This window comes from Pseudotabrizicola sp. 4114 (assembly GCF_031457365.1).
GTDB lineage: Bacteria > Pseudomonadota > Alphaproteobacteria > Rhodobacterales > Rhodobacteraceae > Pseudotabrizicola.
This window is the reverse complement of sequence record NZ_JAVDWP010000015.1, coordinates 36,734-62,325: the sequence shown is the minus strand read 5'-3', so window position 1 is coordinate 62,325 and position 25,592 is coordinate 36,734. Positions and strand designations below refer to the sequence as shown.

Annotated in this window: 23 protein-coding genes and 1 tRNA gene; 11 read left to right on the top strand and 13 right to left on the bottom strand. The window is 60.9% G+C overall.

The window, feature by feature from the left end:
* Nucleotides 1-48: 48 nt before the first annotated feature.
* Nucleotides 49-125 (top strand) — tRNA-Met (locus J2X53_RS20200).
* A gap of 338 nt (nucleotides 126-463) precedes the next feature.
* On the opposite strand, the gene J2X53_RS20195 is transcribed toward J2X53_RS20200, so the two are convergent.
* Nucleotides 464-871 carry a DUF3830 family protein gene (locus J2X53_RS20195; RefSeq protein ID WP_349039297.1) on the bottom strand — a complete coding sequence of 136 codons (408 nt, stop codon included), beginning with the start codon at nucleotides 869-871 and terminating at the stop codon, nucleotides 464-466.
* 353 nt (nucleotides 872-1,224) lie between these two features.
* On the opposite strand from J2X53_RS20195, the gene J2X53_RS20190 reads away from it, so the two are divergent.
* Nucleotides 1,225-2,217 carry a zinc-binding dehydrogenase gene (locus J2X53_RS20190; RefSeq protein WP_349039296.1) on the top strand — a complete coding sequence of 331 codons (993 nt, stop codon included), beginning with the start codon at nucleotides 1,225-1,227 and terminating at the stop codon, nucleotides 2,215-2,217.
* 7 nt (nucleotides 2,218-2,224) lie between these two features.
* Here the strand turns inward: J2X53_RS20190 and J2X53_RS20185 are convergent, their stop codons facing one another.
* The 10 genes from J2X53_RS20185 to J2X53_RS20140 form a co-directional block, all read right to left on the bottom strand.
* The gene (locus tag J2X53_RS20185; RefSeq protein ID WP_349039295.1) at nucleotides 2,225-3,130 is read right to left on the bottom strand and encodes a GTP-binding protein; all 906 of its coding nucleotides are present in this window, start codon (nucleotides 3,128-3,130) and stop codon (nucleotides 2,225-2,227) included.
* Nucleotides 3,127-3,402, bottom strand: a complete 276-nt coding sequence (locus J2X53_RS20180) for a hypothetical protein (protein ID WP_349039294.1) — start codon at nucleotides 3,400-3,402, stop codon at nucleotides 3,127-3,129. Before J2X53_RS20180 ends, J2X53_RS20185 begins: the two co-directional genes overlap by 4 nt.
* Nucleotides 3,402-4,304 carry a polysaccharide deacetylase gene (locus J2X53_RS20175; protein WP_349039293.1) on the bottom strand — a complete coding sequence of 301 codons (903 nt, stop codon included), beginning with the start codon at nucleotides 4,302-4,304 and terminating at the stop codon, nucleotides 3,402-3,404. Before J2X53_RS20175 ends, J2X53_RS20180 begins: the two co-directional genes overlap by 1 nt.
* A gap of 12 nt (nucleotides 4,305-4,316) precedes the next feature.
* A complete protein-coding gene (gene hydA, locus J2X53_RS20170; RefSeq protein WP_349039292.1) occupies nucleotides 4,317-5,771 on the bottom strand; it encodes a dihydropyrimidinase in 1,455 nt (484 codons plus the stop codon).
* A gap of 4 nt (nucleotides 5,772-5,775) precedes the next feature.
* Nucleotides 5,776-6,711, bottom strand: coding sequence for an N-carbamoyl-D-amino-acid hydrolase (locus tag J2X53_RS20165; protein ID WP_349039291.1), 936 nt, complete (start codon nucleotides 6,709-6,711; stop codon nucleotides 5,776-5,778).
* The gene (locus J2X53_RS20160; protein WP_349039290.1) at nucleotides 6,711-7,367 is read right to left on the bottom strand and encodes an aspartate/glutamate racemase family protein; all 657 of its coding nucleotides are present in this window, start codon (nucleotides 7,365-7,367) and stop codon (nucleotides 6,711-6,713) included. The genes J2X53_RS20165 and J2X53_RS20160 overlap by 1 nt, the downstream gene beginning before the upstream one ends.
* The gene (locus J2X53_RS20155; RefSeq protein ID WP_349039289.1) at nucleotides 7,367-8,206 is read right to left on the bottom strand and encodes an ABC transporter permease; all 840 of its coding nucleotides are present in this window, start codon (nucleotides 8,204-8,206) and stop codon (nucleotides 7,367-7,369) included. The genes J2X53_RS20160 and J2X53_RS20155 overlap by 1 nt, the downstream gene beginning before the upstream one ends.
* A gap of 3 nt (nucleotides 8,207-8,209) precedes the next feature.
* The gene (locus tag J2X53_RS20150) at nucleotides 8,210-9,061 is read right to left on the bottom strand and encodes an ABC transporter permease (protein WP_349039288.1); all 852 of its coding nucleotides are present in this window, start codon (nucleotides 9,059-9,061) and stop codon (nucleotides 8,210-8,212) included.
* A 69-nt stretch (nucleotides 9,062-9,130) separates the two neighbouring features.
* On the bottom strand, nucleotides 9,131-10,396 hold the full coding sequence (locus tag J2X53_RS20145) for an extracellular solute-binding protein (protein WP_349039287.1): 1,266 nt from the start codon (nucleotides 10,394-10,396) through the stop codon (nucleotides 9,131-9,133).
* Between the two features lie 36 nt (nucleotides 10,397-10,432).
* Entirely contained in the window at nucleotides 10,433-11,407 is a 975-nt protein-coding gene (locus tag J2X53_RS20140) for an ABC transporter ATP-binding protein (RefSeq protein ID WP_349039301.1), read from the bottom strand.
* A gap of 420 nt (nucleotides 11,408-11,827) precedes the next feature.
* Between J2X53_RS20140 and J2X53_RS20135 the strand changes: the two genes are divergently transcribed.
* Complete coding sequence (locus tag J2X53_RS20135) at nucleotides 11,828-13,906, top strand: hydantoinase/oxoprolinase family protein (RefSeq protein WP_349039286.1); 2,079 nt, start codon at nucleotides 11,828-11,830, stop codon at nucleotides 13,904-13,906.
* On the top strand, nucleotides 13,903-15,633 hold the full coding sequence (locus J2X53_RS20130; RefSeq protein ID WP_349039285.1) for a hydantoinase B/oxoprolinase family protein: 1,731 nt from the start codon (nucleotides 13,903-13,905) through the stop codon (nucleotides 15,631-15,633). Before J2X53_RS20135 ends, J2X53_RS20130 begins: the two co-directional genes overlap by 4 nt.
* Nucleotides 15,634-15,637: 4 nt before the next feature.
* Here the strand turns inward: J2X53_RS20130 and J2X53_RS20125 are convergent, their stop codons facing one another.
* Nucleotides 15,638-16,804 (bottom strand): hypothetical protein, encoded by a 1,167-nt coding sequence (locus J2X53_RS20125; RefSeq protein WP_349039284.1) that lies wholly within the window; start codon nucleotides 16,802-16,804, stop codon nucleotides 15,638-15,640.
* 1 nt (nucleotide 16,805) lies between these two features.
* On the bottom strand, nucleotides 16,806-17,768 hold the full coding sequence (locus J2X53_RS20120) for a GntR family transcriptional regulator (protein WP_349039283.1): 963 nt from the start codon (nucleotides 17,766-17,768) through the stop codon (nucleotides 16,806-16,808).
* A 395-nt stretch (nucleotides 17,769-18,163) separates the two neighbouring features.
* Here J2X53_RS20120 and J2X53_RS20115 point away from each other — a divergent pair, with 395 nt between their 5' ends.
* The 7 genes from J2X53_RS20115 to J2X53_RS20085 all read left to right on the top strand — a co-directional run bounded on the left by J2X53_RS20115 (nucleotide 18,164) and on the right by J2X53_RS20085 (nucleotide 25,577).
* The gene (locus J2X53_RS20115; protein WP_349039282.1) at nucleotides 18,164-19,504 is read left to right on the top strand and encodes an amidase; all 1,341 of its coding nucleotides are present in this window, start codon (nucleotides 18,164-18,166) and stop codon (nucleotides 19,502-19,504) included.
* On the top strand, nucleotides 19,504-20,247 hold the full coding sequence (locus tag J2X53_RS20110) for an aspartate/glutamate racemase family protein (protein WP_349039281.1): 744 nt from the start codon (nucleotides 19,504-19,506) through the stop codon (nucleotides 20,245-20,247). The genes J2X53_RS20115 and J2X53_RS20110 overlap by 1 nt, the downstream gene beginning before the upstream one ends.
* Nucleotides 20,244-20,984, top strand: a complete 741-nt coding sequence (locus J2X53_RS20105) for an aspartate/glutamate racemase family protein (protein ID WP_349039280.1) — start codon at nucleotides 20,244-20,246, stop codon at nucleotides 20,982-20,984. Before J2X53_RS20110 ends, J2X53_RS20105 begins: the two co-directional genes overlap by 4 nt.
* Nucleotides 20,985-21,316: 332 nt before the next feature.
* Nucleotides 21,317-22,348, top strand: a complete 1,032-nt coding sequence (locus J2X53_RS20100) for an ABC transporter substrate-binding protein (RefSeq protein ID WP_349039279.1) — start codon at nucleotides 21,317-21,319, stop codon at nucleotides 22,346-22,348.
* Between the two features lie 14 nt (nucleotides 22,349-22,362).
* Nucleotides 22,363-23,256 (top strand): ABC transporter permease, encoded by an 894-nt coding sequence (locus tag J2X53_RS20095; protein WP_349039278.1) that lies wholly within the window; start codon nucleotides 22,363-22,365, stop codon nucleotides 23,254-23,256.
* Nucleotides 23,257-24,039, top strand: a complete 783-nt coding sequence (locus J2X53_RS20090; RefSeq protein ID WP_349039277.1) for an ABC transporter ATP-binding protein — start codon at nucleotides 23,257-23,259, stop codon at nucleotides 24,037-24,039.
* The gene (locus J2X53_RS20085) at nucleotides 24,036-25,577 is read left to right on the top strand and encodes an amidohydrolase family protein (RefSeq protein ID WP_349039276.1); all 1,542 of its coding nucleotides are present in this window, start codon (nucleotides 24,036-24,038) and stop codon (nucleotides 25,575-25,577) included. Before J2X53_RS20090 ends, J2X53_RS20085 begins: the two co-directional genes overlap by 4 nt.
* The last annotated feature ends 15 nt before the right edge of the window (nucleotides 25,578-25,592 follow it).

Genomic DNA, 25,592 nt, shown 5'->3' with positions numbered 1-25,592 from the left:
CTCAATACGATACAAATACCCGATCGCAAATATTGCCCTCGGGCCGGACGCGGGGTGGAGCAGCCCGGTAGCTCGTCAGGCTCATAACCTGAAGGCCGCAGGTTCAAATCCTGCCCCCGCAACCAAAAAACCGTTGGATAACAGAGGCTTGGAATCCGACAAAAATACTTGTGTATAGCAAGCGCCGTTTTACCTCAACGCCACATCAACGTTTGACGAGTCCCCCTGTAACCCATGGGGCTTTTTGCGTTTTGGGGCGCTGAGTTAATCTGAAATTCTTGGACCTAGTGCCGGATGACCTTCTGAAACAGCTTCAACAAGAAGCTCTTATCTAGCTCGCAGACAAAAGCGTTCGTCTCCAGAATGTCTCGCGAAACATAAGTGCTGGTAAAGCACTTGCGCCCTGCCGCGCGGGATTCCATTCGCAACTTATCAGCAAAACGTCGCCTCGACCTCGGATCAGTCAATCCATGCGGAACCTGATTGGCTGTGCACCTTCCCAAAGGACACGGCGACCAAGTTCGGGTAAGTTCTCAAGACCACTTGTCAGCGTGATAAAGTGATTTCCGGCAAGCTGACCCATCTTCGACGAGAAATCCACACCTCCGTAAGCGATGATCACTTCGGTTTCACTTATTCCGCCCGGATAAAGCAGCATATGGCCCGGGGCTGGATGACTGGTATGGTTCTCGTATCCTACGCCAAAATCCATATCACCAAGCGGGACCCAGACGCCTTCACCGCTCCAGCGGACATGTACGATTTTTCCCTCAAAAGGCATGCGTTCGCGGAAAGCGGCTACGGTCTTGGGGGCATCAGCAGTTTCAAACCGGGCTGCGAAAGTGAAGCCTGCAGCCGTTATTGTCAGCATATCGTTCGTGTTCCTTGTAAAGTGCGGAAATGGGCTGCAGTCCAACACCACGATACAGCCCGCTGCTTGCGAATTCGTCAAAGGAGTTCGGCATCGGTTTCCCATTGCGGGCCCGAATGCGCAACACGCATTGGCAGTTAGGTCGCGGATGTCTATTTCCTGGGCATAATGAAGAGTGCTTTGCCAGTTTTTCAGGTTGGGGCCAGCATGGCTTTGAGTTCTGCATAAATCCGTCCTAGGCTGAAATCTGAACACTGGCCGCACAACCTGCACAATACAGCCGTGCGGCATTTTGGTGATTTGCGCAGGATGATGCGGCGATCTGGTGCAATACAGGACAAATTTTGGAGAGCATGATCCAAATGCAGGCGATTGTCTTTGATCCACCGGGGGCCATGACCTTTGCCCCTTTGTTGCGTGACGTGGCTGAACCTGTGGCAGGGCCGGGGCGTGTTCTGGTTCGTGTGCATCGGGCGGGCCTCAACTTTGCCGATCTTATGATGCGGCAGGGGGTGTATCCGCACCCCAAAGGCTATCCACTGGTGGCGGGGCTGGAGCTGTCAGGTGTGATCGAGGTCTGTGGCGAGGGTGTCACTGGCTATGCGCCCGGTGACCGGATTGCGGGGTTTTCCGAAGACGCTGGCGGGTTTGCAGAACTGTGCGACGTGCCGGAAGAGCGCCTGATCCGCCTGCCGGATGCAATGAGCTTTGATACCGGGGCGACCTTTTACATTCAGTCGCTGACGGCCTGGCACCTTTTGCACACGGTAAGCAAGACGCAACCCGGAGACACTTTACTGATCCACGCCATTGGCGGCGGGGTTGGGTTGCAACTGGCCCAGCTTGCAAAGATGGCGGGGGCGGTGGTGATCGGGACGGTTGGCACGGCGGGGAAAGAGGCCAAGGCGCTGGCCTTTGGCGCGGACCATTTAGTGAACCGTGGGGCTGAAGACTTTGTCAGCGTTTGCAATGAGGTGACCGGTGGTAGGGGAGTTGACAAGGTGATCGACTCAACTGGGGCTACGATCCTTGACCGGTCCTTTGACTGTATCCGCCGTATGGGCCATGTCGTCAGCTACGGTGAGGCCGAGGGCAAGCCGCTGCCCAACCTGTGGGAGCGGCTGGTGCAAAAGTCCCTGACCTTTACCCGGCTTCACATCGGGCATCTGGACAATCGCAGTGACGCATGGCTGCAGGGTGTCGATGCCGTCGTGGGAGCAATCATGGCGGGCAAGCTGCAGGTGCCGATTGCGGGCAGCTATGCGCTGCAAGATGCCGAGGCAATGTTTGCCGCGCTGACCAGTCGGCAGACTGCTGGAAAGCTGATCCTGCGGGTTGCCGACTAAGCGCGCTTCAGGCCAGAAACCGCGCGAGGGATGCCTGAAGTGCTGCCACGTCAGGGCTTTCGCCGATGACGGCCAGCACGTCATCGGTGCCATGATCAGTGGGCAGTATTTCGGGAGGTTGCACGGTCTGTCGCACCGTCTGGATCAGCAAGCGCCCGCCAGGGGTCTGGACCACGCCCTTCAGCCGGATCAGCCTGTCGCCATGGGCGTGCAGCAAGGCCGACAGCCACAGGGACAGGCTGGCCCAGTCTGCACCCCTTGGAATGGGCAGGGTGACGGCAGTGACCGCACGCGTGGTCTGCGCCAAGGGCAGCGGGGCTGCGGTCAACGCCGGAAGCGGTACGGCAACGCCTGCCACACTGGCCGACAGGCTTGCCAAGGGGTTCAGCACGGCAAGGGTTGCAGCAAGGCGGGCAGTGGCGGTTGGTGGTGCGGCATCGGTCTTGGTCAGGATCAAGGCCGATGCTGCGCGGATCTGCTGGATGGCCATTGATCCGGCGGCAAGTTCGGCTGCGCCATTTACGGCATCGACCAGAACGGTGGTGTCAGTCAGACGAAAATGTCGCACAAGGATCGGATCGTCTGCGATCGCCGTGATGATCGCGGCAGGGTCGGCCAGACCGCTGGTTTCAAGAATGACTTCGGGTATCGCTGCGCCCGCAGTGCGCTGGTCGGCCAAGCTGTGCAGCGCTGCGACGAGATCATCGCGCCCGCTGCAGCATGCACAGCCCCCGGCCAATACGGTCACGCCATGTGCCTGCGACAGCAGGGCGTCGTCAACGGCCACCTCTGCTGCCTCGTTCACGATGACATGCGCCTGCAATCCTGCGTGCAACTGATGGCGCAGCCATGTCGTCTTGCCCGCGCCGAGCCAGCCGCCAAGGATTGCCAAGGGCAGGCGGTTGTCAGTCATCCGGCCAAGGGGTCGAAAGCGCGGCCTGCAAGGCGTTCGACCGTTGGCCAAAGCTGTGCGGGGTCGGTCACGATGGCGCTTGCGCCCGCAAGGGTGGACAGGATCACACCATCTGTCACGCCATTATCATGGGCCGTAAGGCCGTAAGGGCGCAGCACCCTTGCCAGTACCTGCGCGCGGCGGAACCGGGCGCGCAGGCGGTCATGCGGGCTGTCCAATCCTGCGTCCGTCCAGTGGCCCGCGCGCGCCGGAAAGCCGCAGGCGTTGCACATCAGACCACCTCGGGACGGGCGGCGCCTGCAAAGGGATAACGCGTGCGGAAGTCACGCACGATATCCTCGAACGGCAGCCATTCGACGCCGAAGTGTTTGCTGATGTACTCGATCAGCCGTTCCAGCATCAGCAAGACCTGAGGGCGGCCCGCCACATCAGGGTGGATGGTGAAGGCGAACACGGCATAATCCATCTCGCGGTAAACCCAGTCGAACTGATCGCGCCACATCTCCTCAATATCGCGAGGGTTGACGAAGCCGTGGCTGTTGGGGGCCTTTTTCATGAACATCATCGGCGGCAGGTCATCGACATACCAGTTGGCGGCGATGTCCACCAAGTCGATTTCTTTGCCATGCTTCAGCGGATGCATCCATTCGGCGGCAGTTTTAGAATAGTCGATGGTGTTCCAGCTATCACCTACCCGCGCATAAAAGGGTTGGAAATCGCGGTAGCCTTGGGAGTGGTCGTACTCAAAACCGTGCTTCAGCAGCAGCGCGGCGGTGGAATTCGACATCTCCCACCATGGCGCCACGTAGCCGCGAGGTGCCTTTCCGGTCAGGTCTTTGATCAGGTCGATGGATTTGACCAGAACATCCTCTTCCTGCGTGGGGGTCATGGCGATGGGGTTTTCGTGCAGATAGCCGTGCGCGCCCACCTCGTGCCCGTCCTTGACGATCATCTCCATTTCCTTGGGAAAGGTTTCCAGTGAATGGCCGGGAATGAAGAAGCTGGTTTTCAGATCGTATTTCTTGAACATCCGCAACAGGCGGGGGATGCCGACCTCGGTTGCGAAGATGCCGCGTTGGATGTCTGACGGGCTGTCGCCGCCGCCATAGCTGCCGATCCAGCCTGCGACGGAGTCGATGTCGGTGCCAAAGGCACACATGATTTTCTTGGGCATGGCGGGTCCTCCCTAGACTCCGATGGGCATCAGGTTTTCGTCGCGGATAACTGGGCGGGGTGCGATCAGGTCGCGCCATTGCGAATAGGCGCGGCTGATGGGTGGGTTGGCTGTGCGTTTCACGTGCTGGCCATGGCCGGGCTGCGGCAGGCCACCGTTTGGCCCCCACAGAACTGTGCCGCGCGAAAGGGTAAAGCGGGGCAGGCCGGTCACGGTAAAGCCTTCGAACACGTTGTAATCGATTGCAGATTTCTGGGTGGCGGCCTGAATCGTCTTGCTGGCCTTTGGGTCAAACACAACGATGTCGGCATCCGCGCCCACGGCAATCGCGCCTTTCTTCGGGTAGATGTTCAGGATCTGTGCGATGTTGGTCGAGGTGACGGCGACGAATTCGTTCATCGTGATCCGGCCTGTGGCCACGCCATAGGTCCACAGCAGCGAAAGCCTGTCCTCAAGCCCGCCGGTCCCGTTCGGGATCTTGGTGAAATCACCCCGGCCCATCTGTTTTTGTTTAGTGGTAAAGGCGCAGTGATCTGTCGCGACGACCGACAAGGTTCCCGCAGCAAGTCCCGCCCACAGGCTGTCCTGATGGCGCTTGTCGCGGAAGGGGGGCGACATCACACGCTGGGCAGCATAGTCCCAGTCCGGGTTTGCGTATTCGCTTTCGTCCAGAAGAAGGTGCTGGACCAACGGCTCTCCCCAGACGCGCGTGCCTGCCTGTTTCCAGCGACGAATGGCTTCGTGGGCCTCTTCCGATGAGGTATGGACGATATAGACCGGCACGCCCACGGCATCAGCAATCATGATGGCGCGGTTCGTGGCCTCACCTTCCACCGTTGCCGGGCGGGAATAGGCGTGGGCTTCGGGGCCACGGTTGCCCTCGGCAAGGAATTTCTGCTGCAGTCCCGCGATCAGATCCCCGTTCTCGGCATGGACGAAGGGGATGGCACCCAGTTCGCGGCAACGGGTAAAGCTGGCGAACATCTCGTCATCGTTCACCATCAATGCGCCCTTGTAGGCCATGAAGTGTTTGAAGGTGTTCACGCCCCGGTCAACGCATTCTGCCATCTGCGACCAGATTTCCTGCGACCATCCGGTGATGGACATGTGAAAGCCATAGTCGATGCTGGCCTGCCGTGCAGCGCGTTCCTCCCACAGCGCGAGCGGGCCAAGAAGATCGTTCGGCGAAGAAATGATGTGATCCACGATCATCGTTGTGCCGCCAGAGGCCGCAGCAAAGGTGCCGCTTTCCCATGTTTCGGCGGTCGAGGTGCCCATGAAGGGCATCTCCAGATGGGTGTGCGGATCAATGCCGCCGGGCATGACATAGGCACCTTCCGCGTCGATAACCGTATCGCCAGCAAGGTCCGGCCCAATGGCGGTGATAATGCCCCCTTCGATCAGAACATCGGCCTTGTAGGTCAGATCATGGGTGACGACAGTGCCGCCTTTGATGACAGTGGACATGGGCTTACTCCGGCAGAATGGCCCCGGCACGTTCGGTGATGAGGCTATAGGCCTCGGGCCGACGGTGCAGGGCAAAATTGAAAATGGTTTCCTTGTAGATGCGGCCCATATCGAGGTCACATTTCGCGGTGATCACCTCATCCTCGACGGTCACGGCTTGTGCGACGATCTCGCCCGATGGCGCCACGATCACGGATTGACCGCCCATGGACGAGCCCTCCTCGTTCCCGCATTTTGCGGTGCCGACGACCCATGTTGCGTTCTGATAGGCCCCGGCCTGAAGGGACAGGTGGTTGTGAAACAAGGTCAGGCTGTCCATCGGTTGGGTGTTCAGATGGCCGAAGGGAGTGTTGTAGCCCAGCATGACCATCTCGACCCCTTGCAGGCCCATCACGCGGTAGGTTTCTGGCCAGCGGCGGTCATTGCAGATTGCCATGCCCATGATGCCGCCCATCGTGCGCCAGACCGGAAAGCCCAGATCGCCGGGTTCGAAATAGCGCTTTTCCAGATGCTGAAAGGCGCGGTTTGGCAGGGGTTCGGCCCAGCCGGGCAGGTGGACCTTGCGATATTTACCAACGATCTTGCCGGTTTGATCGACAAGGATTGCGGTGTTGTAGCGGTGCTTGATGCCGCCTTCGACAACCAGTTCGGCATAGCCGAGATAAAAGCCTATCCCCAGCTTTGCCGCCTCATCGAACAGGGGTTGCGTGGCGGGCGAGGGCATGGCGGTTTCATAGTAGCTGTCAAGCTCGGCCTCATCCTCGATCATCCAGCGCGGGAAAAAGGTGGTTAGCGCCATTTCGGTAAAGACCACCAGCTTGGCGCCGCGCCCGTGCGCCTCGCGCATCATCTCCAGCAAGCGGCCTACCGTATCCTTGCGGGTTTCCGATTTTGCAATCGGCCCCATCTGCGCGGATGCCGTGATCAGATGCCTTGTCATCATCCCCTCCTCAGGTTGATCAGCGCTGCGGCAAAGGCAGCCGCAGCCCCAACGCCGTCGATCACCTTGAGGCCGTGTTCGGCCTCAAGCTTGGCTGCGAGGTCGGCCATGCCGGCGCAGCCAAGAACGATGGCACCAACGCCGTCTTCGGCTTTGGCGCGACCGATTTCGGCGGACACCTTGGGCACCGCGCCCGAGGTTTCATCCTCTAACTCCAGCACTTCGACCCCTGCCGCACGTACCCGGACACAAGCGGCCGCAAGCCCGTAATGGGACAGGTTTTCTTCCAGGATCGGAATGGCGACGGGCAGGGTGGTGACAATGGAAAACCGCCCGCCCAGCATCATTGCGGCATGAAACCCCGCCTCGCCAATGCCCAGCACAGGGATCGACACCCGTGCGCGGGCATCGTCCAGTGCGGGGTCGTCAAAGCAGGCGATGATGATGGCATCCGCCCCCGCCGCAGCGGCACGATCAACCTCGGCCAGCACGAAGGGGCGGCAGATGGCGTCATCTTCCGGCCCCTGAATGGCAGGGGGGGAATTGTGGCAAGTGATGCCTTCGATGATCGCGCCCGGTGCGGCGTTGCGGGCGGCAACGGCGGCCTTTTCGGTCATCGACACGGTGGAATTGGGATTGATCACGACAATCCGCATCACATCGTCCCGCTTCCTGCGTCTGACCCATGCCGCGCCCGCCGCCGTTGCATGATGGTGACCGACAGGATCACCAACCCCACGAGCGTCAGGGAAAAGATCGTGGTCAACGTGCCAAGGGCATAAAGCACAGGCGAGGTGACGTTTGTTGTCATTCCCCAGATTTCCAAAGGAAGGGTGTTGCGGCTGCCGGAAACAAGGATCGTGCGGGCAATCTCGTCATAGCTAAGGGTAAAGCCAAAAAGCGCGACACCTACCAGCGCGGGGGCGATCAGTGGCAGGACAACATGGGCAAACACCTGCCATGTGCTGGCCCCCTGATCGCGGGCGGCCTCTTCGTATGCCGGGTTGAAGCGGTTGAAGACCGCAAACATGATCAGGATGCCAAAGGGCAGCGTCCATGTCAGTTGCGCGCCAAAGGCCGAGGTGGCCCAGTGGCTGCCAATACCCGTGCGGTCAAACAACAAGCCGACCCCCAAAGAGACGAGGATCGACGGTATGACCAGCGCGCCGATTACCAGATAGAACAGCACGGTAGATCCCGGAAACCGCCGCCGAAACGCCAGCCCCGCCATGACCGACACGACAACCGTCGTCACCATGACCATCAGGCCAAGGGTCAGAGACCGCCGGAAACTGCCCCAGATGTCGCCGACCGCCTGCTCCATGAACAACTCGCGGAACCAGTTCAGCGACATGCCACGCATCGGGAAGGTCAGCCCGCCCTCTGGGCCCTGAAACGACAGGATCGCGATCGTGATGGTGGGGCCGTAAAGGAACAGCATGAACAGGGCAAAGAACGTGCCGAGGATGTAGAATGAGGCGGGGCGCTTTTCCATCTGTCACAGCTCCTTGCGGATATCGACAAGGCGCAGCATCGCCCCGATCATAAGTAGCACGGTGATCAGCAGAACCACTGCCGTTGCCGCGGCGGATGGGTATTGCAACAACCCGATGTCGTTCGAAATCAGGCGGCCGACGTTTGCCAACTGGCTGCCCGACATGAAGCGCGTCGTGACAAAATCGCTCATCACAAGAGCGATGACGAAGACTGATCCGATCATGATGCCGGGCTTTGACAGCGGAATGATCACATTGGTCAGGATCTGAAATCCGCTGGCACCACTGTCACGCGCGGCCTCGATCAACGATTTGTCGATCCGCATCATGGTGTTGAAGATCGGCACCACCATGAACAGGGTGTAAAGGTGCACGAAGGCGAGACAAACTGAAAAGCTGGAATACAAAAGCCACTGGATCGGCTCGTTGATGATCCCCGCGCCGATCAGCGTTTGATTCATAAGACCGTTTTTGCCCAGAAGCGGGATCCAACTGATCATCCGGATGATATTTGATGTCCAGAACGGGATTGTGGTCAGCAAGAACAGCGCCATCTGCCATTTCTGCGTCCTGACATGAAAGGCAAGGAAAAAGGCGATGGTAAAGCCGATCACCAGTGTCAGCGCCCAGACGATCACGGTCATCATGAACGTCAGGCCAAAGACCTTCCACGCAACGGCGGACCCGAACAGGTATTCATAGTTGCCGAACTGAAAGTCGGGGTAAAAGCTGAACTCATTCGATGACCAGAAACTGACCGCGACAATCAGCAGGATCGGAAGGATCAGAAAAACCACCAGCACCCCGGTCAAAGGGGCGGCGAGCAGCCAGCTGTTCAGATTGGCACGGCGCATGGGACCTCGGAACTGGATGGCCCTCTCTCCCGTTGCCGGGAGAGAAGTTCAGGTTTGACGTCACACGCCTCAGGCGGCGATGAACTCGTTCCACTTGCGGACCATGTACTGGTTTTCATCCATGACCGAATTCCAGCAGGCAACTTTGCCCATCCGGTCAAGGAAGCTGCCACCGTCGCGCACGGCCCCTGCCTTTTCGATCACGGTGCCCGAGGGGCTGACGATATCGCCCGTGGCTGCCTTGCCTTCGTACCAGAAGCCCCATTCATCCTCAGACATGAACAGTTTGGAGGTTTCCGGCACGGCCGAGTAATAGCCCTGACGCATCAGGAACCCGCCAACCCACCCCGACAGATACCAGTTGATGTATTCATAGGCAGCATCAAGCGGCAGGCCGCTCAGGCCAGCCGACAGACCGATCCCGCCGCCCCAGCTGCGATAGCCTTCCTTCAGTGGCTGATAGACGCAAGGCACACCTTGCGCGCGCACCGCCGTAATGGCGGGCGACCACATCGACTGGATCACGACTTCGCCGGAGGCCATCAGGTTCACCGATTCGTCGAAGGACTTCCAGAAGGCACGGAACTGGCCGTTCTTCTTGGCTTCCATGAAGATGCCGATGGTCTTGTCGATTTCTTCCTGCGTCATGTTGCCTTTGTCGGCATACTGGATCTCGCCCATCGCCTCGCAGACCATGGCCATGTCCATGATGCCGATGGAAGAAATGTCGAGAATAGACGCCTTGCCCTTGAATTCAGGGTTCAGCAGTTCGGCCCATGAATCGATTGGGCGGCCAATCAGGTCGGGGCGGATGCCCAGAGTGTCTGCGTTGTAGATGGTCGGGATCAGGGTCATCCAGCCCGAATCCTGAGTGGCAAAGGTGGTGGACCCCGGACCTTCGACAAACCCCACGGTGTGCGGGGCTGTGCCTTGGGCTATCACGCTGTCGGGCGCCAGTTTACCATCGCGGAAGGTTCCGGCGATCTTGTCGTAATTTGCGATCTTCGAGATATCCATCGCCTGCAAGTTGCCCGTCGGCCAGACCTTCTTGCAGATCCAGTATTCAATGTCGGCGATGTCATAACTGTCGGGCTGGGTGGCCGCGCGCTGCGTCACCGCATCGGAATCAAGCGCGGTCATTTCGAGCGTGAAGCCAAGGTCTTCCTTCACCTTCGCGGCCACCTCGTTGAACGCCGAAACGCCGGTGCCCGCCTGCCGCAGGACCACATCCTTGATGTTTTGCGCCCAGATCATCGGTGCCGGAAAAGCACTTGCCGCAACGGCGGCGGCACCGCCTTTCAGGATGTTCCTGCGACTGTAATGCATCTTGCTCATGGGAGTACCCTCTCTGTTGGTGTTCGCTTTGGTTTTTCAGCCTTGAAGTGGATGGGACTTCGTCTCGTCCCAGGCGAGCGTGACAGTGTCGCCAAGGTTTTTGGGGTCTGAAAAGAAAGCCGCCTCGGGTATCAGGGCCAGAATGTCCTGATCGCTGGTGATGCGGCTGGTCAGCGCGACATGCGCGCCTTGATATTCGATCGCTGTTACAACAGCTTCGGTGCCGCCGGTCGCCAGACGCACCTCATCGGCCCGTACGGCAAAGCTGCCTTGCGGCAGGGCGATCACGTTATGGCCGCCGATAAAGCGCGCAACAAAGGCGGTCTTGGGAGCGTTGAACACCTCGCGTGCAGGGCCTGCTTGTTCGATGACCGCGTTGTTCATCACCACGATCTCATCGGCCAGCGCCAGCGCCTCGTCCTGCCCGTGGGTGACGTGAATGAAGGTAATCCCCAACTCGCGCTGCAGCTTTTTGAGCTCGGTCCGCATGCGAATGCGCAGGAACGGGTCCAGCGCGGACAGCGGTTCATCCAGTAGCAAAACCTGCGGGTTGGTGATCAGCGCGCGGGCAAGCGCCACGCGCTGTTGCTGGCCACCCGAAAGCTGCGCCGGGAGCCGGTCGGCAAGATTGGTCATGCCCACCAGTTCCAGCAGCTTGTTCGCCTCGGCATGGCGCGTAGGCTTGTCCACGCCTTTCATCTTCAGGCTGAAGGCCACGTTGTCGCGCACCGACAGATGCGGGAACAGCGCGTAGGATTGAAACATCATCGCCGTGCCGCGCTGGGCCGGGGGCAGTTGTGCGACATCCTTGCCACCAAGGATAATGGCGCCGTCGGTCACGCTTTCATGCCCTGCGATCATCCGCAGCGTTGAAGATTTGCCGCAGCCCGATGGGCCCAGAAGGCAGGCATAAGAGCCAGCCCTGAACAAGTGGCTGACTTTATCTACGGCAAGGGCCACGCCATAGCGTTTGGTCACGGCCACAAGTTCAAGATCATCAGCGCTGCGCAAGCCCGTGGTTCCCGGTTTTGTTTCACTGGGGTTAACGCTACGGGCAGATTCGGCGGCGGGAACCATACGCTGAATGTTTTGTCTGCCTCGCGCCTTAAAACTGTGCAATTCCGGGCTAATTGCCGGGCTAATGCATGTATTTAGAACACAAAAAGCACAAAAATGTTCGATTGAGGGGCGAATCGATGGGTGCTGCCGGTGCGCCCTGCTTCCGTTGCAGGCGAACTCTTGGGCGGGGATCCTGGTGCGAAAGCTGCTGCAAAGCTTATCGAGATGCTCTTTTATGCAGCAAATCGTCTGCCTCGCCTCAGAGGGCTGTGCCTGACTGGGGTTGAAGGGGCGGTCAGATTGGTTTTTGCGATGAACTGCACAGGCAAAGTGCATGCTGCATTCTGTATTCAGGGTTCGGAGGGCTGTTCAATGATCATGGTCGGAGTCGATGTCGGCGGAACCTTTACCGATCTGGTGCTGGCCAACATGCAAACCGCGCAGCAGGTCATCCATAAGGTGCCGACAACGCCGGGCGACCCGTCGGTGGGCGTGTTGCAGGGCGTATCTGAACTTTGCGCCCTTGCAGGGGTATCGCCGTCCGAGGTGCGCTATGTGCTGCATGGCACCACCACCGCCACCAATGCCGTGCTGGAACACAAGGGCGCAAAGACCGGGCTGATCACGAATGACGGTTTCCGCGACATTCTGCATATCGCCCGCCATCAGCGGGTCGAGCATTACTCGATCATGCAGGATCTGCCGTGGCAGGCGCGTCCTCTGATCGAACGGGCGCATCGCAAGACGGTGCCCTGTCGTCTGATCCCCCCCGATGGTGCCGAACTGGTGGCACTGGACGAAGACGCGGTGCGCCGCGCCGCACAGGAACTGGCCGCCGAGGGCGTGGACAGCGTCGCCATCTGTTTTCTGTTTTCCTACCTGAACCCCGCGCATGAAGACCGCGCCGCCGCCATAGTGCGTGCCGAAATGCCGGGGGCCTTTGTCACCACTTCCTCGTCGCTTTCGCCGCAGTTCCGCGAATTCGAACGCTTTACCACGGCCGCGCTCTCGGCCTTTATCGGGCCAAAGGTCGGAACCTATGTGGCGGCCCTGGACGCGGCGCTAAAGCAGATCGGGGTAACCGGTGAATTACGGATTATGGCTTCGAACGGCGGGGTGGCCACGGCGCGGATGGTCACGGAGAAACCGGCGCTGACGCTGATGTCGGGGCTGGCGGCTGGGGTCCTCGGGGGTGGTTGGGTGGGCGATCAGGCAGGCCGCAACCGCCTGATCACCTTTGATATCGGCGGAACCTCGGCGGATATCGGCATCATCAACCACGGCCAGATCGTCGAGACGGATGCGCGATCGACCTCGATTGCCGGGTTTCCATTGTTGATGCCCATGCTGGATATTCACACCATCGGGGCAGGCGGCGGGTCGATTGCCCATGTCGATGCAGGTGGCGCGTTCCGGGTCGGGCCGCAATCGGCGGGCGCTGCGCCGGGGCCTGCGGCCTATGGGCGGGGCGGGGATTTGCCCACTGTCACGGATGCAAATGTTGTGCTGGGTCGCCTGCTGCCGGGTGATTTTCTGGGCGGGGCGATGACGCTGGATTCCGCTGCCGCCGAACGGGTGATTACCACTCTTGCAGCGCGGCTTGGCCTGCCGCTTCTGGACACTGCCGAGGGCGTGCTGACCATTCTGAACGCGAATATGGCCAATGCCATCCGGACGCGAACCTTGCAGAAGGGGATTGATCCGCGTGGTTTTGCCCTTGTGGCCATGGGGGGCGCGGGGCCGCTGCACGGGGCAGAAGTGGCCGCGATGCTGGCCATCCCCGAGGTGATTGTGCCGCCCTATCCGGGGATTACATCGGCCATGGGTCTATTGGTAACCGACCTGAAATATGATGCCGTGCGCACCATGTTCCAGAGCTCGGGCCAGTTCAACCTGACGCGGATCAACGCCGATCTTGACGGCATGCAGGCCGATTTGGCCGGGCGCTTCGCGTCTGACAAGATTTCCTCCGGTGACGTGACCTATGCCCGCATCGGCGATCTGCGTTATGTGGGTCAGGGGTATGAGCTGAAGGTGCCCATCCCCGATGGCCCGGTAGATGCGGCTGCGATGGATGTGGTGTTGGCCACCTTCCACAAGGCCCATGCCGCCGAGTACGGCCACGCCTTCCCGCAAAACCCGGTCGAGGTGGTAAACCTGAGGGTGATCGGACGCGGGGCCATGCCGCGCCTTACGCAGCAGCAGGCGAGCAAAAGCGGCACGCTGGACAGCGCGCTGATCCGGCACACCGATACGGTCTTCCGGGTAAACGGCGCGCTTGCGCCTTATGCCACGGCGATCTACCAACGCGCCTTCCTGCCTGTGGGTCAGCCCTTTTCCGGCCCAGCCATCATCCTGCAAAAGGACACAACCACCGTTGTCCCGCCCGGCTGGCAGGCCGAAGTTCACCCCGCCGGCTCCCTGATCCTTACCCAAAAGGTGCAGTCATGACCCGGATCGACCCCGTCACCGCCGCCGTCATTCAAGGCGCACTTGATACCATCGCGCTGGAAATGGGGCACAAGCTGATGCGGATGTCCTATTCCTCGATCATCCGCGAATCCGAGGATTTCGGGGCCGCGCTGACGGATGCCACGGGTCGGCAGTTGTGCGAATGCCGCCTGTCAACGCCGCTGCAATCCGGTCCGATCCCCGGCTATGTGCGCAACATCCTGTCCACGCTGCAAGCGCGGGGCGAAACCCTGGCCGAGGGCGATGTCATCATGCACAACGACCCCTACGGCGGGGCAAGCCATGGCCCGGATGTGGCCTTTGCGGTGCCTGTGTTTCATGAGGGCGTGCTGGTCGGCTGGTCTGTCACTACGGCGCATCACCTTGATATCGGTGCGCTTTCGCCGGGGTCTTGTGGTATTGTCGATGCGGTGGATACCTATGCCGAAGGGCTGCAATTCAAGGCGATCAAGGTCTATGATGCTGGGCGTCGGGTTGATCCGGTCTGGCACATCCTGCGCGCCAATATCCGCGCCCCCGAACTGGTGGTGGGCGATATGGAGGCGCAGGTAAAGGCGTCACATATCGGGGCCAAGGGGATGCTGGCGCTGATTGCCCAACATGGGTTGACCACGCTGCAGGCCGCTGCCGAAGACCTGATGGATTATTCCGAACGCCGGCTGCGTGCGGCTATCGCTGCTGTACCGGATGGCGATTACATCGCGTCGACGCAGATTGACGGATTTCTGGATGATCCCGACCCCGCGCGCCGCAACCTGACCATTTGCGCCACGGTCAAGGTGAGGGGCGATGCGCTGACGGTTGACCTGACGGGGACCGCCGCGCAAATCCCCGACAAGCCGATCAACATGCCACTGGTGGGCACGGTGGATTGCGCGGTCTGGCTGACGGTGCGGTCGATCCTGCTGGATGCGGCAGTGGTGGGCCCGGTGCCGCAGAACGAAGGTCTGACGAGGCCAATAACCATCGTGGCCCCCTTGGGCTGCCTTGCCAACCCGATCTTCCCGGCCCCGGTGATCGCGCGGTTCTGTTCGGGCAATGCGCTCGCCGATACTGTGATGAAGGCGCTGGCACAGGCCGTGCCGGGGCAGGTTTCCGCCGGGATCGGCAACCTGCGCGTGGTGGCGCTGTCGGGCCTCAACCACGGCAATCACTGGGTGCATATGGAGATCATGGAAGGCAGCTATGGCGGGCGTCTTGGCAAGGATGGGATGGATGCGGTGGATACGCTGTATGCCAACACCCGCAACAACCCGGTTGAGGATATCGAAAGCCACGTGCCCCTGCGGATCGAACGGTATGAACTGCGCGAAGAGGCGATGGCTCCCGGCGCATGGCGCGGCGGCATTGGCACGATCCGCGAGTTCCGCTTTCTGGCCGATGCGGGGTTTTCCATCGAAGGCGATGGTCACGCCCATGCGCCGTGGGGTTTTCAGGGCGGTGCAGATGGCCATACTGCATCGCTGACCTTGGTTGCCGCAGATGGAACCACGCGCGCCTTGCCGTCCAAGGTGCCCTATGCCCGCGTCAAGGCAGGCGACAGGTTGATTGCCACAGGCCCTTGTGGCGGTGGGTATGGCGAGGCGTCGCAACGCAATCCCGCATTGGTTGCGCGCGATGTCGCAGATGGGCTGATCTCAACGGCGACGGCTTTGCGCGACTTTGGCGTGACGATCCACAAGGATGGCACGGGCGACAGGGTTTAATCCCTCAGGCCGCCAGAAATTCGCGCCAGCGGTGCACGATATGGGTGTGTTCATCCATGAAGGTGTTCCACACCCGCGCGCCGCTCATGCGTTCGGCGTGCGATCCACCTTCGCGCCGATGCCCGGCGGGGATGTTCTGCTGGCCATATGGGTCGGCCAAAGCCTGCGGGGCGGGCTGGCCTTCGTACCAGTATTCCCACTCGCCCGGCAAAAGATGCTGCCGCACGCGGGCCGGAAAGGTTGCGTAATAGCCCTGCCGCGCGGCGGACGCCCCGGCCCAGCCGTTCTGCCACCAGTTCAGATAGGCATAGGCCATCTCTAGCACCTCGCCCGTCGCCTCGGACGAAATGCACAGATCGGCATGCCAGCCGCGCGACCCTTCGGCAGGCGTACCCACGATCACCTCTTGCCCAAGCGACCGCAGCCTTGCGATGCCCGGCGAAAAGATCGACTGGATCAGCGCCCCGCGTTGCGCCAGCCGGGCCGAGTCCTCGAAGGACGACCACATGCCCTTGAAATGCCCGATCCGTTTCTTGTGCAGCAGGATGTCGGCGACCTCGTCGACCTCCTCTAGCGTCAGGTTCCCGATGCTGCTGAACGCGCGGCCACGTGTGGCTTCCACCGAAAGGGCGGCCTCGATCATGCCCAGCACGGGGTCGCTGATCATGGCGACCCGACCCTGCAGCCGCGGATCAAGCAACCATCCCCAGCTTTCGGGCTCATCCCCCACCAGATCACGCAGGCCGGGCAGATAGCCAAAACTGTCCACGCCATGCAGCAGGGGCAGCATCGACAGGCGTTGTGAGGGCAAAGGCCCCAACCTGCCATCGGGCTGCACGAACAGCTTGTTAAACACCGTATCAATGATCCGGCTTGGCCCGGTCCGCCCACGCGCGGCGGCAAGGATTTCCTGCCCATGATCAAGTCGGGCGATGTCTATGGGCTGGATGCACCGCGCCGTCCAGATCAGATCAACCGTATGCCATTGGTGGTAAACATCAAACGTGTCAGGGCGCGTCACAACGCGCGCCAGCCCGTCAATGGAGTCGATCAATTCGAAATGAATCGGAAATCCCAGATCGGCAGCGGTACGGTCACGGGTGGGTTGGGTGACAAGCTCGCTGCGGCCGATGATCCGCAGGACGGGGCGCTGGGTTTTGCTGGCGGCCATGTCAGCCCACCCGCGTCAGATAAGGGGCGACGACAGGGTCTTCGAACACTGACAGCACCTTTAGCCTTTCACGCGTGCGGGCGTGGTCGGCGTCCAGATGATGGCGCATTGCCGCCGCTGCGCCTTCACCATTCCCAAGCGCCAGATGGTCCAGCACAAGGCGGTGTTCGGTCAGCAGGGCGGATTCGTCATGTTGCACCACATGCGCCGCAAATAGCCGGTTCACCCTGCGGCCAGAGCGTAAGTGCATCAGAACCGCCGCCAGCCGGCGGTTTGGTTGAAAGGATGTGCAGGTGTCATGCAGATCGGCCTCGATGATGTCGATATCCTCGGGCGGGCAGTTTGGCCTGGCAGCCGCCAGCCGCGCCTGCATGGCGGGCAGTTCGTCCTGGATAATGGGTGCAGCGGCGGCAAGGGCCGCGGGTTCCAGCAGTCGGCGCAAAGCATGTTCCTCGTCCAGCATCCGCGCCGACAATGGCCCCGCAATCCAGTGCGAGGCACGGTCCTTGCCGATAGCCCCGCGTTCGTGCAGCCGCGACAGAACCTCGCGTGTCACGGTGCGGCTGACGCCGAAATGCGCGCCTATCCCGCTTTCCGAGATGGTGTAGATCCCAAAGGGGATGCAGGCGGCGGTCGCCTCGGCCACTTCATCCATCAGACGCTCCCACCCCGTGCGGGCAAGTGCCCCGGTCGCGGGCGCAAGATCAGGTAGCGGCAGGGTAAACAGGTTTGCTGCATGGGGCGCGGCCTTGGTGCCGTTCCCGACGATGTAGCCCGTTCTTTCATCCCGCGTCAGATGCCCGGCATTTGTCAAAAGCTCCAGCCCACGCTTGACAGGAGAGCGGCTCAGGTCAAGCCGGTCTGCAACCGCAGCAACGGTCAGCCGCGTGCCCTCGGGCAGCAGGCCCTCAGCGATGCTGTCCTTGACCCACTCCTGGACAATATCGAAATACGCCTTCTGCAAGCCCACCCACCCTTTGCGCCCGAACGTCCTGTAGGGATTAGTCGGTGACCCGCGTGATGGCAACAAGGGCATAGTGCGGCCTGCGATCAGCCGCGTTGCGTTTGCCTTCGGTCAGCCTTTGTGGTGCAAATCCCGGGCGGGAGTTCACTGGATGACCAGATAACAGGCACAGGAACATCTCTGCGGGCTGCAATCGGTCAATCTGTCTTGCGGCGGCCTGCTTTCTGCCGAAATCCTGAAATCCTTGGTGCGCGGCCACGGATAGGATCGGTGTTTCGGCGCCTACGCAAGGTTAGGCTCCGTTCAGCAAGAAGGGCCAAGGGCATGTTTCGGCGTTTCAGAAGCAAAGCAAGGCTTGGGCTGGTGCACAGGCCGGATGCGCGCATGGGCCTGTCATGACCGACCTGCCCGAAAACGCCGCCGACATCGCTGCTCAGGTTGGCCAAGGGGCAGTTGACGCAGGCGATGCCCTTGCCCGAAGCCTGCAGCGCGTCAGCCAGCACAATCCCGCCCTGAACGCGATCATCCGGCTTAACCCACATGCTGCGGCGGCGATTAAACTGGTCCGCCACCGGCTTGACGCGGGTGAAGTTCTGCCCCTTGCCGGGGTGCCTGTGGTGATCAAGGATAATCTCTGGGTGGCGGGGCTGCCCATCACCCAAGGCGCGCAGCTTTTTGCCGATTTCGTGGCCCCGCTGGAGGCGGTGGCCGTCGTGCGGTTGCGGGCGGCGGGTGCCATCATCCTTGGCATCGGTGCCACATCCGAATTTGCCTGCATGGGGGTGACGAATACCCCGCTTTACGGAATGACACGCAATCCGGTTGATCCCGCGCTGACACCGGGAGGGTCATCCGGCGGACCATCGGCGGCGGTGGCTGCGGGCTTTGTGCCGCTGGCATTGGGCACCGATGCAGGCGGGTCAACCCGCAGGCCGCCCGCGCATGTGGGCGTGATCGGGTTCAAGCCTAGTCAGGACGTTATCCCCTGTGGTCCAGGCTTTGATGAGCCTGTTTGGGGCATTTCCGTCATCTGCCCGATTGCGCGCAGCATGCAGGATATCACCCTTGCGATGCAGGTTCTGTCCGGCATGCCCATAGCGGCCCAAGGCTACCGCCCCCCGCTGGTCTATGCGCCGACATTCGGGCTGGATCAGCCGCTCGATGCAGATGTGGCACAGGTCACCGGCAGGGCCATCGACCGCCTGCGCCGGGCGGGCTATTCGTTGGAAGTTGCGTCACCCGTCTGGCCTGCAGGGTCTGGCCGCGCCGATGTCGCCCCCTTGCAATGGGCTGGGCTCGCGGCCCTTTACGGCGATGCCTTCCGCCTCGACCACACCCGCTTCGGTGAAGGCATCGCTGATCAGATCATCCGTGGCCTTGCCCTGACAGGGGTCGAGGTCGCGCAGGCGCATCAGGCCAGCCACCGGATGGGCGAAACCCTGCGCGCCTTTCTGGCCCGTCATCCCTTTGTGCTGACCCCGACAACACCCTGCCCGGCATGGCCTGTGGGTGACATCGCGCCGAAGATCATCGGCGGGTTGCCTGCAACGCCGCGCGATCATGCGGCTTTCACCCCGCAAGCAAACCATGCCGGATCGCCCGCGATCAGCCTTCCTTGCGGACATACCGGTACGGGCTTGCCGCTCGGCCTGCAGATCATGGCAGCACCGGGTGCGGATGCGGCCTTGCTGGCGCTGGCGCAGGACCTTGAACCTATTCTGGCGAGGTCTGCTTGATGCGTATCCTGCTGGTCAACCCCAACATGACCCAAGCTATGACGGACACGATGGCCACCCTCGCCTCCGCGGCCCTGCCAGCGGGAGTCGAGATTCTCGCCCGAACAGCATCCCGCGGCTTTCCTTATATCTCTTCGTTGGCCGAGGCTCAGATTTCCGGTGCCATCTGCCTTGAAATGCTGGCCAAGGCCCCGCCGGTCGATGCCGCCATCATCGCCGCCTTTGGTGACCCCGGCCTTGCTGCGGCGCGCGAATTGTTCGACTTCCCAGTGGTCGGCATGGCCGAGGCAGCAATCCTGACCGCCGTCCAGTTAGGCGGGCGCTTTGCCATCGTGACATTCACCCCTGCCATGACGCCTTGGTATCTGGCCAGCGTGACAGCCCTCGGGCTTGGCCCGCGCTGTCTTGGGGTGATCACGCCGGGCGACCCTGCCGTTCAGGTTACCGGGGTGGTACAGATCAAACGCGCCGCTTTGCGCGATCTGGCGCAAGGGGCGGCGGAACAGGGGGCAGAGGTGATCATCTTCGGCGGTGCCCCCTTGGCCGGGCTTGCGCAGGACCTTGCGGCCGAAGTTCCCGCATCCTTGTTGACCCGATCACAGCCGCGACGCGGCAAGCCTATGCCTTGGCAGGTCTTGGCCCGCGCCCGGCCAAGCGGCTGGCGCGGCCCTTGGCCAAGCTTTCTACTGGCCTCGCCCCCGCGCTCGCGCGCCTCATTGCAAGGGAAGAATGACCCATTATGAAGAAACCGGTCAGGGTGGGCATGCTGGTGCCGTCGTCAAACACCGTTCTGGAACCCTTTACCTCGGCCATGTTTCACGAATTGGGAGAGGCCGCCTCAGTGCATTATGCCCGCTTTCGAGTGGTCGAGATTTCGATGTTTTCCACCTCACGTGGGCAGTTTGATCTGGCCCCGATCCTTGAGGCCGCCGAACGGCTGGCCGAGACAGAGCCGGATTTGATCGTGTGGAGCGGCACCTCGGCCTCATGGCTGGGGCTAGAGACAGACCGAAACCTCTGCGCGGCAATCACCGACCGGACGGGCGTGCCCGCAACATCAACCAGCCTTGCCTTTGAAGCCTTGTTCTGTGGCATGGGTCTGCAGCGCCTTGGTGTGGTGACCCCCTACCTGCCGGAAATTCAGACCCGCATTATGGAAAACCTTGCCACACGCGGCATCTCCGTGGTGGCCGAGGCGCATCTGTCCGATAAGGGCAACCATTCTTTTGCGAGCTACAGCCCCGATGTGGTGGCAGGCCTTGTGCGCGACGTGGCCCGCGCAGGGCCAGAGGCGATTGCCATCATCTGCACCAATTTTCGCGGGGCCAAGGTGGCCGACGCGCTGGAGGCAGAGCTTGATATCCCGGTGTTGGATTCCGTGTCCGTCACCGCAGCCTACGCCCTGCATCTGACAGGGGTCGATCCTTCTGCCCTGACGGGATGGGGCAGCGTCTTCCGGCGCAGCGCAGATCTCCTCTGATAGTCTTTGCAATCCGCACAAATTTTTGTCGATTAAGGGCGGCAGTGAACAAACTATCGCTGCATTGCGGCATTTGGCGCCGGCAAACCGTAAACCGACCGGAAACTTCTGTTAACGAATCATCTCTGCCTCTTTGCTGATCTTCAGCGCAGGGAGGGTGGAAACACCCTTTGCATCACCCTCTTCTCAAGGTTGGCGTGCCGAACTCGTCATTTGCGACTTAGGTCGACGGTTCAGCTGCATGACACGCGCGTACCCTCGACCTGATCTTGTGACGTAACAGAGAGGTCGAGGACATGTGCGACAGATGTGGAAATACGCATGAGAAAATCATGGAAGCCTCGCGCCGCGGGTTTCTGAAAACGGGCTTTGGCGCGCTGGCGGCGATTGCATTGCCCTCGGGTGCGGTGCAACTGATGGGTGCGGGCGAAGCCTTTGCCGCAGACGCCACCACGCTGAAGGCCACCCATGGATCGGGCCTTTGCAACCTTGGCATCTTCCTTGCCAAGGAACGCAAACTGGCCGAGGCGGAAAACGTCAATCTGGAATTCGTCGTGGCCCCGACCACCACCGATGTGGTCACGTTGTTTGGTGCGGGCATCGTTGATGTGTCGGTCATTCCCTACTCCAACTTTCTGACGCTGGTCGATCAGGGCGCTCCGGTCAAGATCGTGGCCGGTGCGGGTGTGCAGGGCTGCGTTCTGGTGGCTGCCGAGGGCATCACCGATGCTGCGGGCCTAAAGGGCAAATCCATCGGCACGTTCCAGGCTGATACGCTGGAAGTCATGCCCTATGACTATCTGGTCAAGGCGGGCCTTTCCTTTGCGGATGTCGACGTCAAATATTTCAACACTTCGCCCGAACTCGCCGCAGCCTTCATTGCTGGTGCCATCGACGCGGTCTGCCATATCGAACCCTATGCCACCCAGTGCCTGACCGAACGTGCCGGATCAAGCGTGCTGTCGGACGGGAATGATCTTTATGGTGCGGGCTATTCGGATTGCGTTTTGGCCGCCGCTACGCCGCTGATCGAAAGCAACCGCGATGCCGTGAAGGCCCTGATCAAGGCGATGATGACCGCGCAATCACAGGCCGAAGCAGACGTCGCCGCCGCGTTGGAGCAGACCGTCGGCACCTATTACAAGACGTCGATCGAGGCGCTGACATTGGCCCAATCGCGTCAGCCGATCATGATCGACCAACGGCTGAACACCCAGTTTTTCAAGGACCGCTCGGTTTCGATGCAGTCCATGGGCTATGTCAAGAACCTCGTGCCCGATGACGCGGTGGACTGGACGCTACTGGAAGAAGTCATTGCAGAAAATGCCGATCTTTATGCCGGGCTGACACTGAAATCAGCCTAAGGGGGGGCTTCCGGATGAGCGACAATACTATTGAGACTGGCGACATCGCCCACAAGAGAAAGCCGGTAATTGCAGCGCGGTGGATCGCTGCGGCGCAGGCTACCGGTTGGGGCGTGATGTCCATCGGTTTGTTTGTCGCTTTTTGGGAGTTTGCTTGGTGGCGGGGCTGGGCAAACCCGCTGTTGCTTCCGCCACCACATATCTTTCTGGCAAATCTGACCGACCAGTTCCGATTCTTTGATCCGAACGGTCAACGGATCGGGGCCTTGTCGTCGGGCGGATCAATCTGGTCGGTGCTTGGTGTCATCGGCTGGTCGTCGATGCGGGTATTCCTCGGGCTGCTGTTCGGATTTACGGCGTCGGTCATCGTCGGGGTCGGTATCCGATATTTCAACATCTTCGGCAAACTGACCCTGCCGCTGATCACGATGCTGGCGCCTATTTCACCCGTTGCCTGGTTGCCGGTAGCAATCTTTGTTTTCGGCATCGGGAATACCCCTGCGATCTTTCTGGTTTTCATCTCGATCTTCTTCGTAATGGTGCTGGCAACGCTGTCGCAGATTGATGCGGTGCCCAAACACTATATCCAGTTGGCCCGCGTGATGGGGGCGTCAAAACGACAGATATTTCTGCGCGTGATCCTGCCCGCCATTCTGCCGGGGCTGTTCGTGACGCTGCGCATGAACCTTTTTGGCGCATGGATGGTCGTGCTGATCGCCGAGGCTGTGGGTGTGGGCTCCGGTCTTGGGCAGGTTACGATGATGGCGCGCAATACGTTTAACGCCAGCCTCGTCTTTTTTACCATGACGCTGATCGGTCTGACGGGCTTTCTGTTCGATCAGGCGCTTCGTCTGATCCAGCGCAAGGTTCTGTGGTGGATAGCACCGTCAAACATAGGGGCACTTTGAATGCTGGGACTGTCGATTTCCAATGTGTCCAAGGTCTGGAATCCCGCTGGGCCAAACCCGGTGCAGGCCATCACCAACCTTACGCTGGACGTGGCCTTGGGTGAATTTGTCGTGCTTCTGGGGCCGTCGGGCTGTGGCAAAAGCTCGCTTTTGTATATCGTGGCGGGGCTGGAAAATGCCACCTCGGGAACGGTGACCTTTGATGGGCTGCCAGTCACCCAACCGTCGCCCGAACGCAGTCTGATCTTTCAGGAGGCATCACTGTTTCCGTGGCTGTCGGTCCGGGAAAATGTGGGCTTTGGCCTGTCAATCCGCGGCCGCACGCCGATTGAGCGTCGGGACAAGGTAGATGCGCTGTTGCGGATGGTAGGGCTCGGCGGCGCTGGTGACCGGAGACCCGATGAGCTGTCTGGCGGCATGCGGCAGCGCGCGGCATTGGCGCGGGCTCTTGCGATGGACCCCAAGGTTTTGCTGATGGACGAACCCTTTGCCGCCCTCGACATCCAGACGCGGGCGCGGATGCAGGACCATCTTTTGCAGATATGGCAGGCATCGGTGGCGTCAGTCTTGCTGGTGACCCATTCGATTGACGAGGCGTTGGCCCTTGCCGACCGGATTGTCGTGTTCACTGCCCGCCCCGGTCAGATCAAGGCCGAAATCACTGTCGATGCCCCACGTCCGCGTGACCTGCGCAGCCCCGAAATGATCGACCTTGCCCGCCGCTGCGAAGCGTTGCTGGCGGAAGAGGTGACAAAGGCCTTCAAAGAACAGGAATTGCTATGACCGTTGAAATCACCTCGGCCCGCTGGATCGTGACAGGGGCGCAAAGCGCAACGGAACCGGTCATTCATGAAGATGCCGCCCTCGCGCACGAAGACGGCGTGATCCTTGCCGTCGGTCCTGCGGCTACGATCCGCGCGGCTTATCCCGGCGCGCCCGAGACCCGCTATGGCAACCATCTGATGATGCCGGGGCTGGTAAACAGCCATCACCATCTGGGGGTCACCCCCCTGCAGCACGGCGCGCCGGACTTCGCACTGGAACTGTGGTTCGCCGCCCGCTTGACCATGCGTGACATCGACCCGATGCTGGATACGCTTTATGCTGCGTTCGAGATGATCTCGACCGGGGTCACCACCGTGCAGCACATTCAGGGCTGGGCACCGGGCACATATGACGAAGTGCTGGCCTCTGCCACAGGGGTGCTGGAGGGGTATCGCGCGGTGGGAATGCGGGTGTCCTACTGCTATGCCGTGCGCGAACAGAACCGCTTTGTGTATGAGGCGGATGAGGATTTCGTGCGCCGCCTGCCGCCGCATCTGGCAGGCCCGATGGCGGAGATCTTTGCCCGCCAGAAGATGAAATTCCCTGAATTCATTGCGCTGTTTGATGAGCTGACGGCGGCCAATTCTAACCCGCGCGCGCGTATCCAGCTGGCCCCGGCCAACCTGCACTGGATGACGGACGATGGCCTTCTGGCGATGAAGGAACGCTCAGACGCCAGCAGCATGCCCATGCACATGCACCTGCTGGAAACCGCCTACCAAAAGGAATACGCCCGTCGCCGCACCGGGACCACGGCTGTGAAACATCTGGAAAAACTGGGAATTCTGGGGCCCAGGCTGACCATCGGCCACGGCGTTTGGATGACCGAGGAAGATATAGAAATCTGCGCAGGCACCGGCACTTGCGTCTGCCACAACTGTTCGTCCAACTTCCGCCTGCGGTCGGGCGTGCTGCCCCTGATGGAGTTGCAAAAGCGTGGCATCACCGTGGGCATGGGCATGGATGAGGCCGGCATAAATGAGGACCGCGATATGCTGCAGGAAATGCGCATGGCCCTGACGGTCCACCGCGTGCCGGGGATGGAACACGCCGATGTGCCAACCCCCACACAGGTCTTGCGCATGGCCTCCGAACACGGGGCGATGACCACCTCCTTCGGCGCAGAAATCGGGCGTCTGGATCCCGGCCGCCGTTTTGATGCGGTCGTGCTGGATTACGCCAGCGCAACCTACCCCTATCAGGACACCGACATCCCGCCGCTGGATGCCATGATCGCCCGCGCCAAGGCCAAGGATGTTCATGCGGTGCTGGTGGACGGCGAGGTGATCTTCAAGGACGGCACCTTCACCCGGATCGACCACAAGGCAATCCTCGCCCAGATCGCCGAGGTCTTTGCCAAACCGCGCAGCGATTCCGAGGCCGCGCGCCGCTGGCTGCGCCACGAAATCTTCCCCGAGGTTGAAAAGTTCTACGCGGGCTATCTGACCGCCGAACCAGAGCGCGTGCCGTTCTACAAGGCTGGTTCGCGGACCTGAGGCACACCAAGGGGG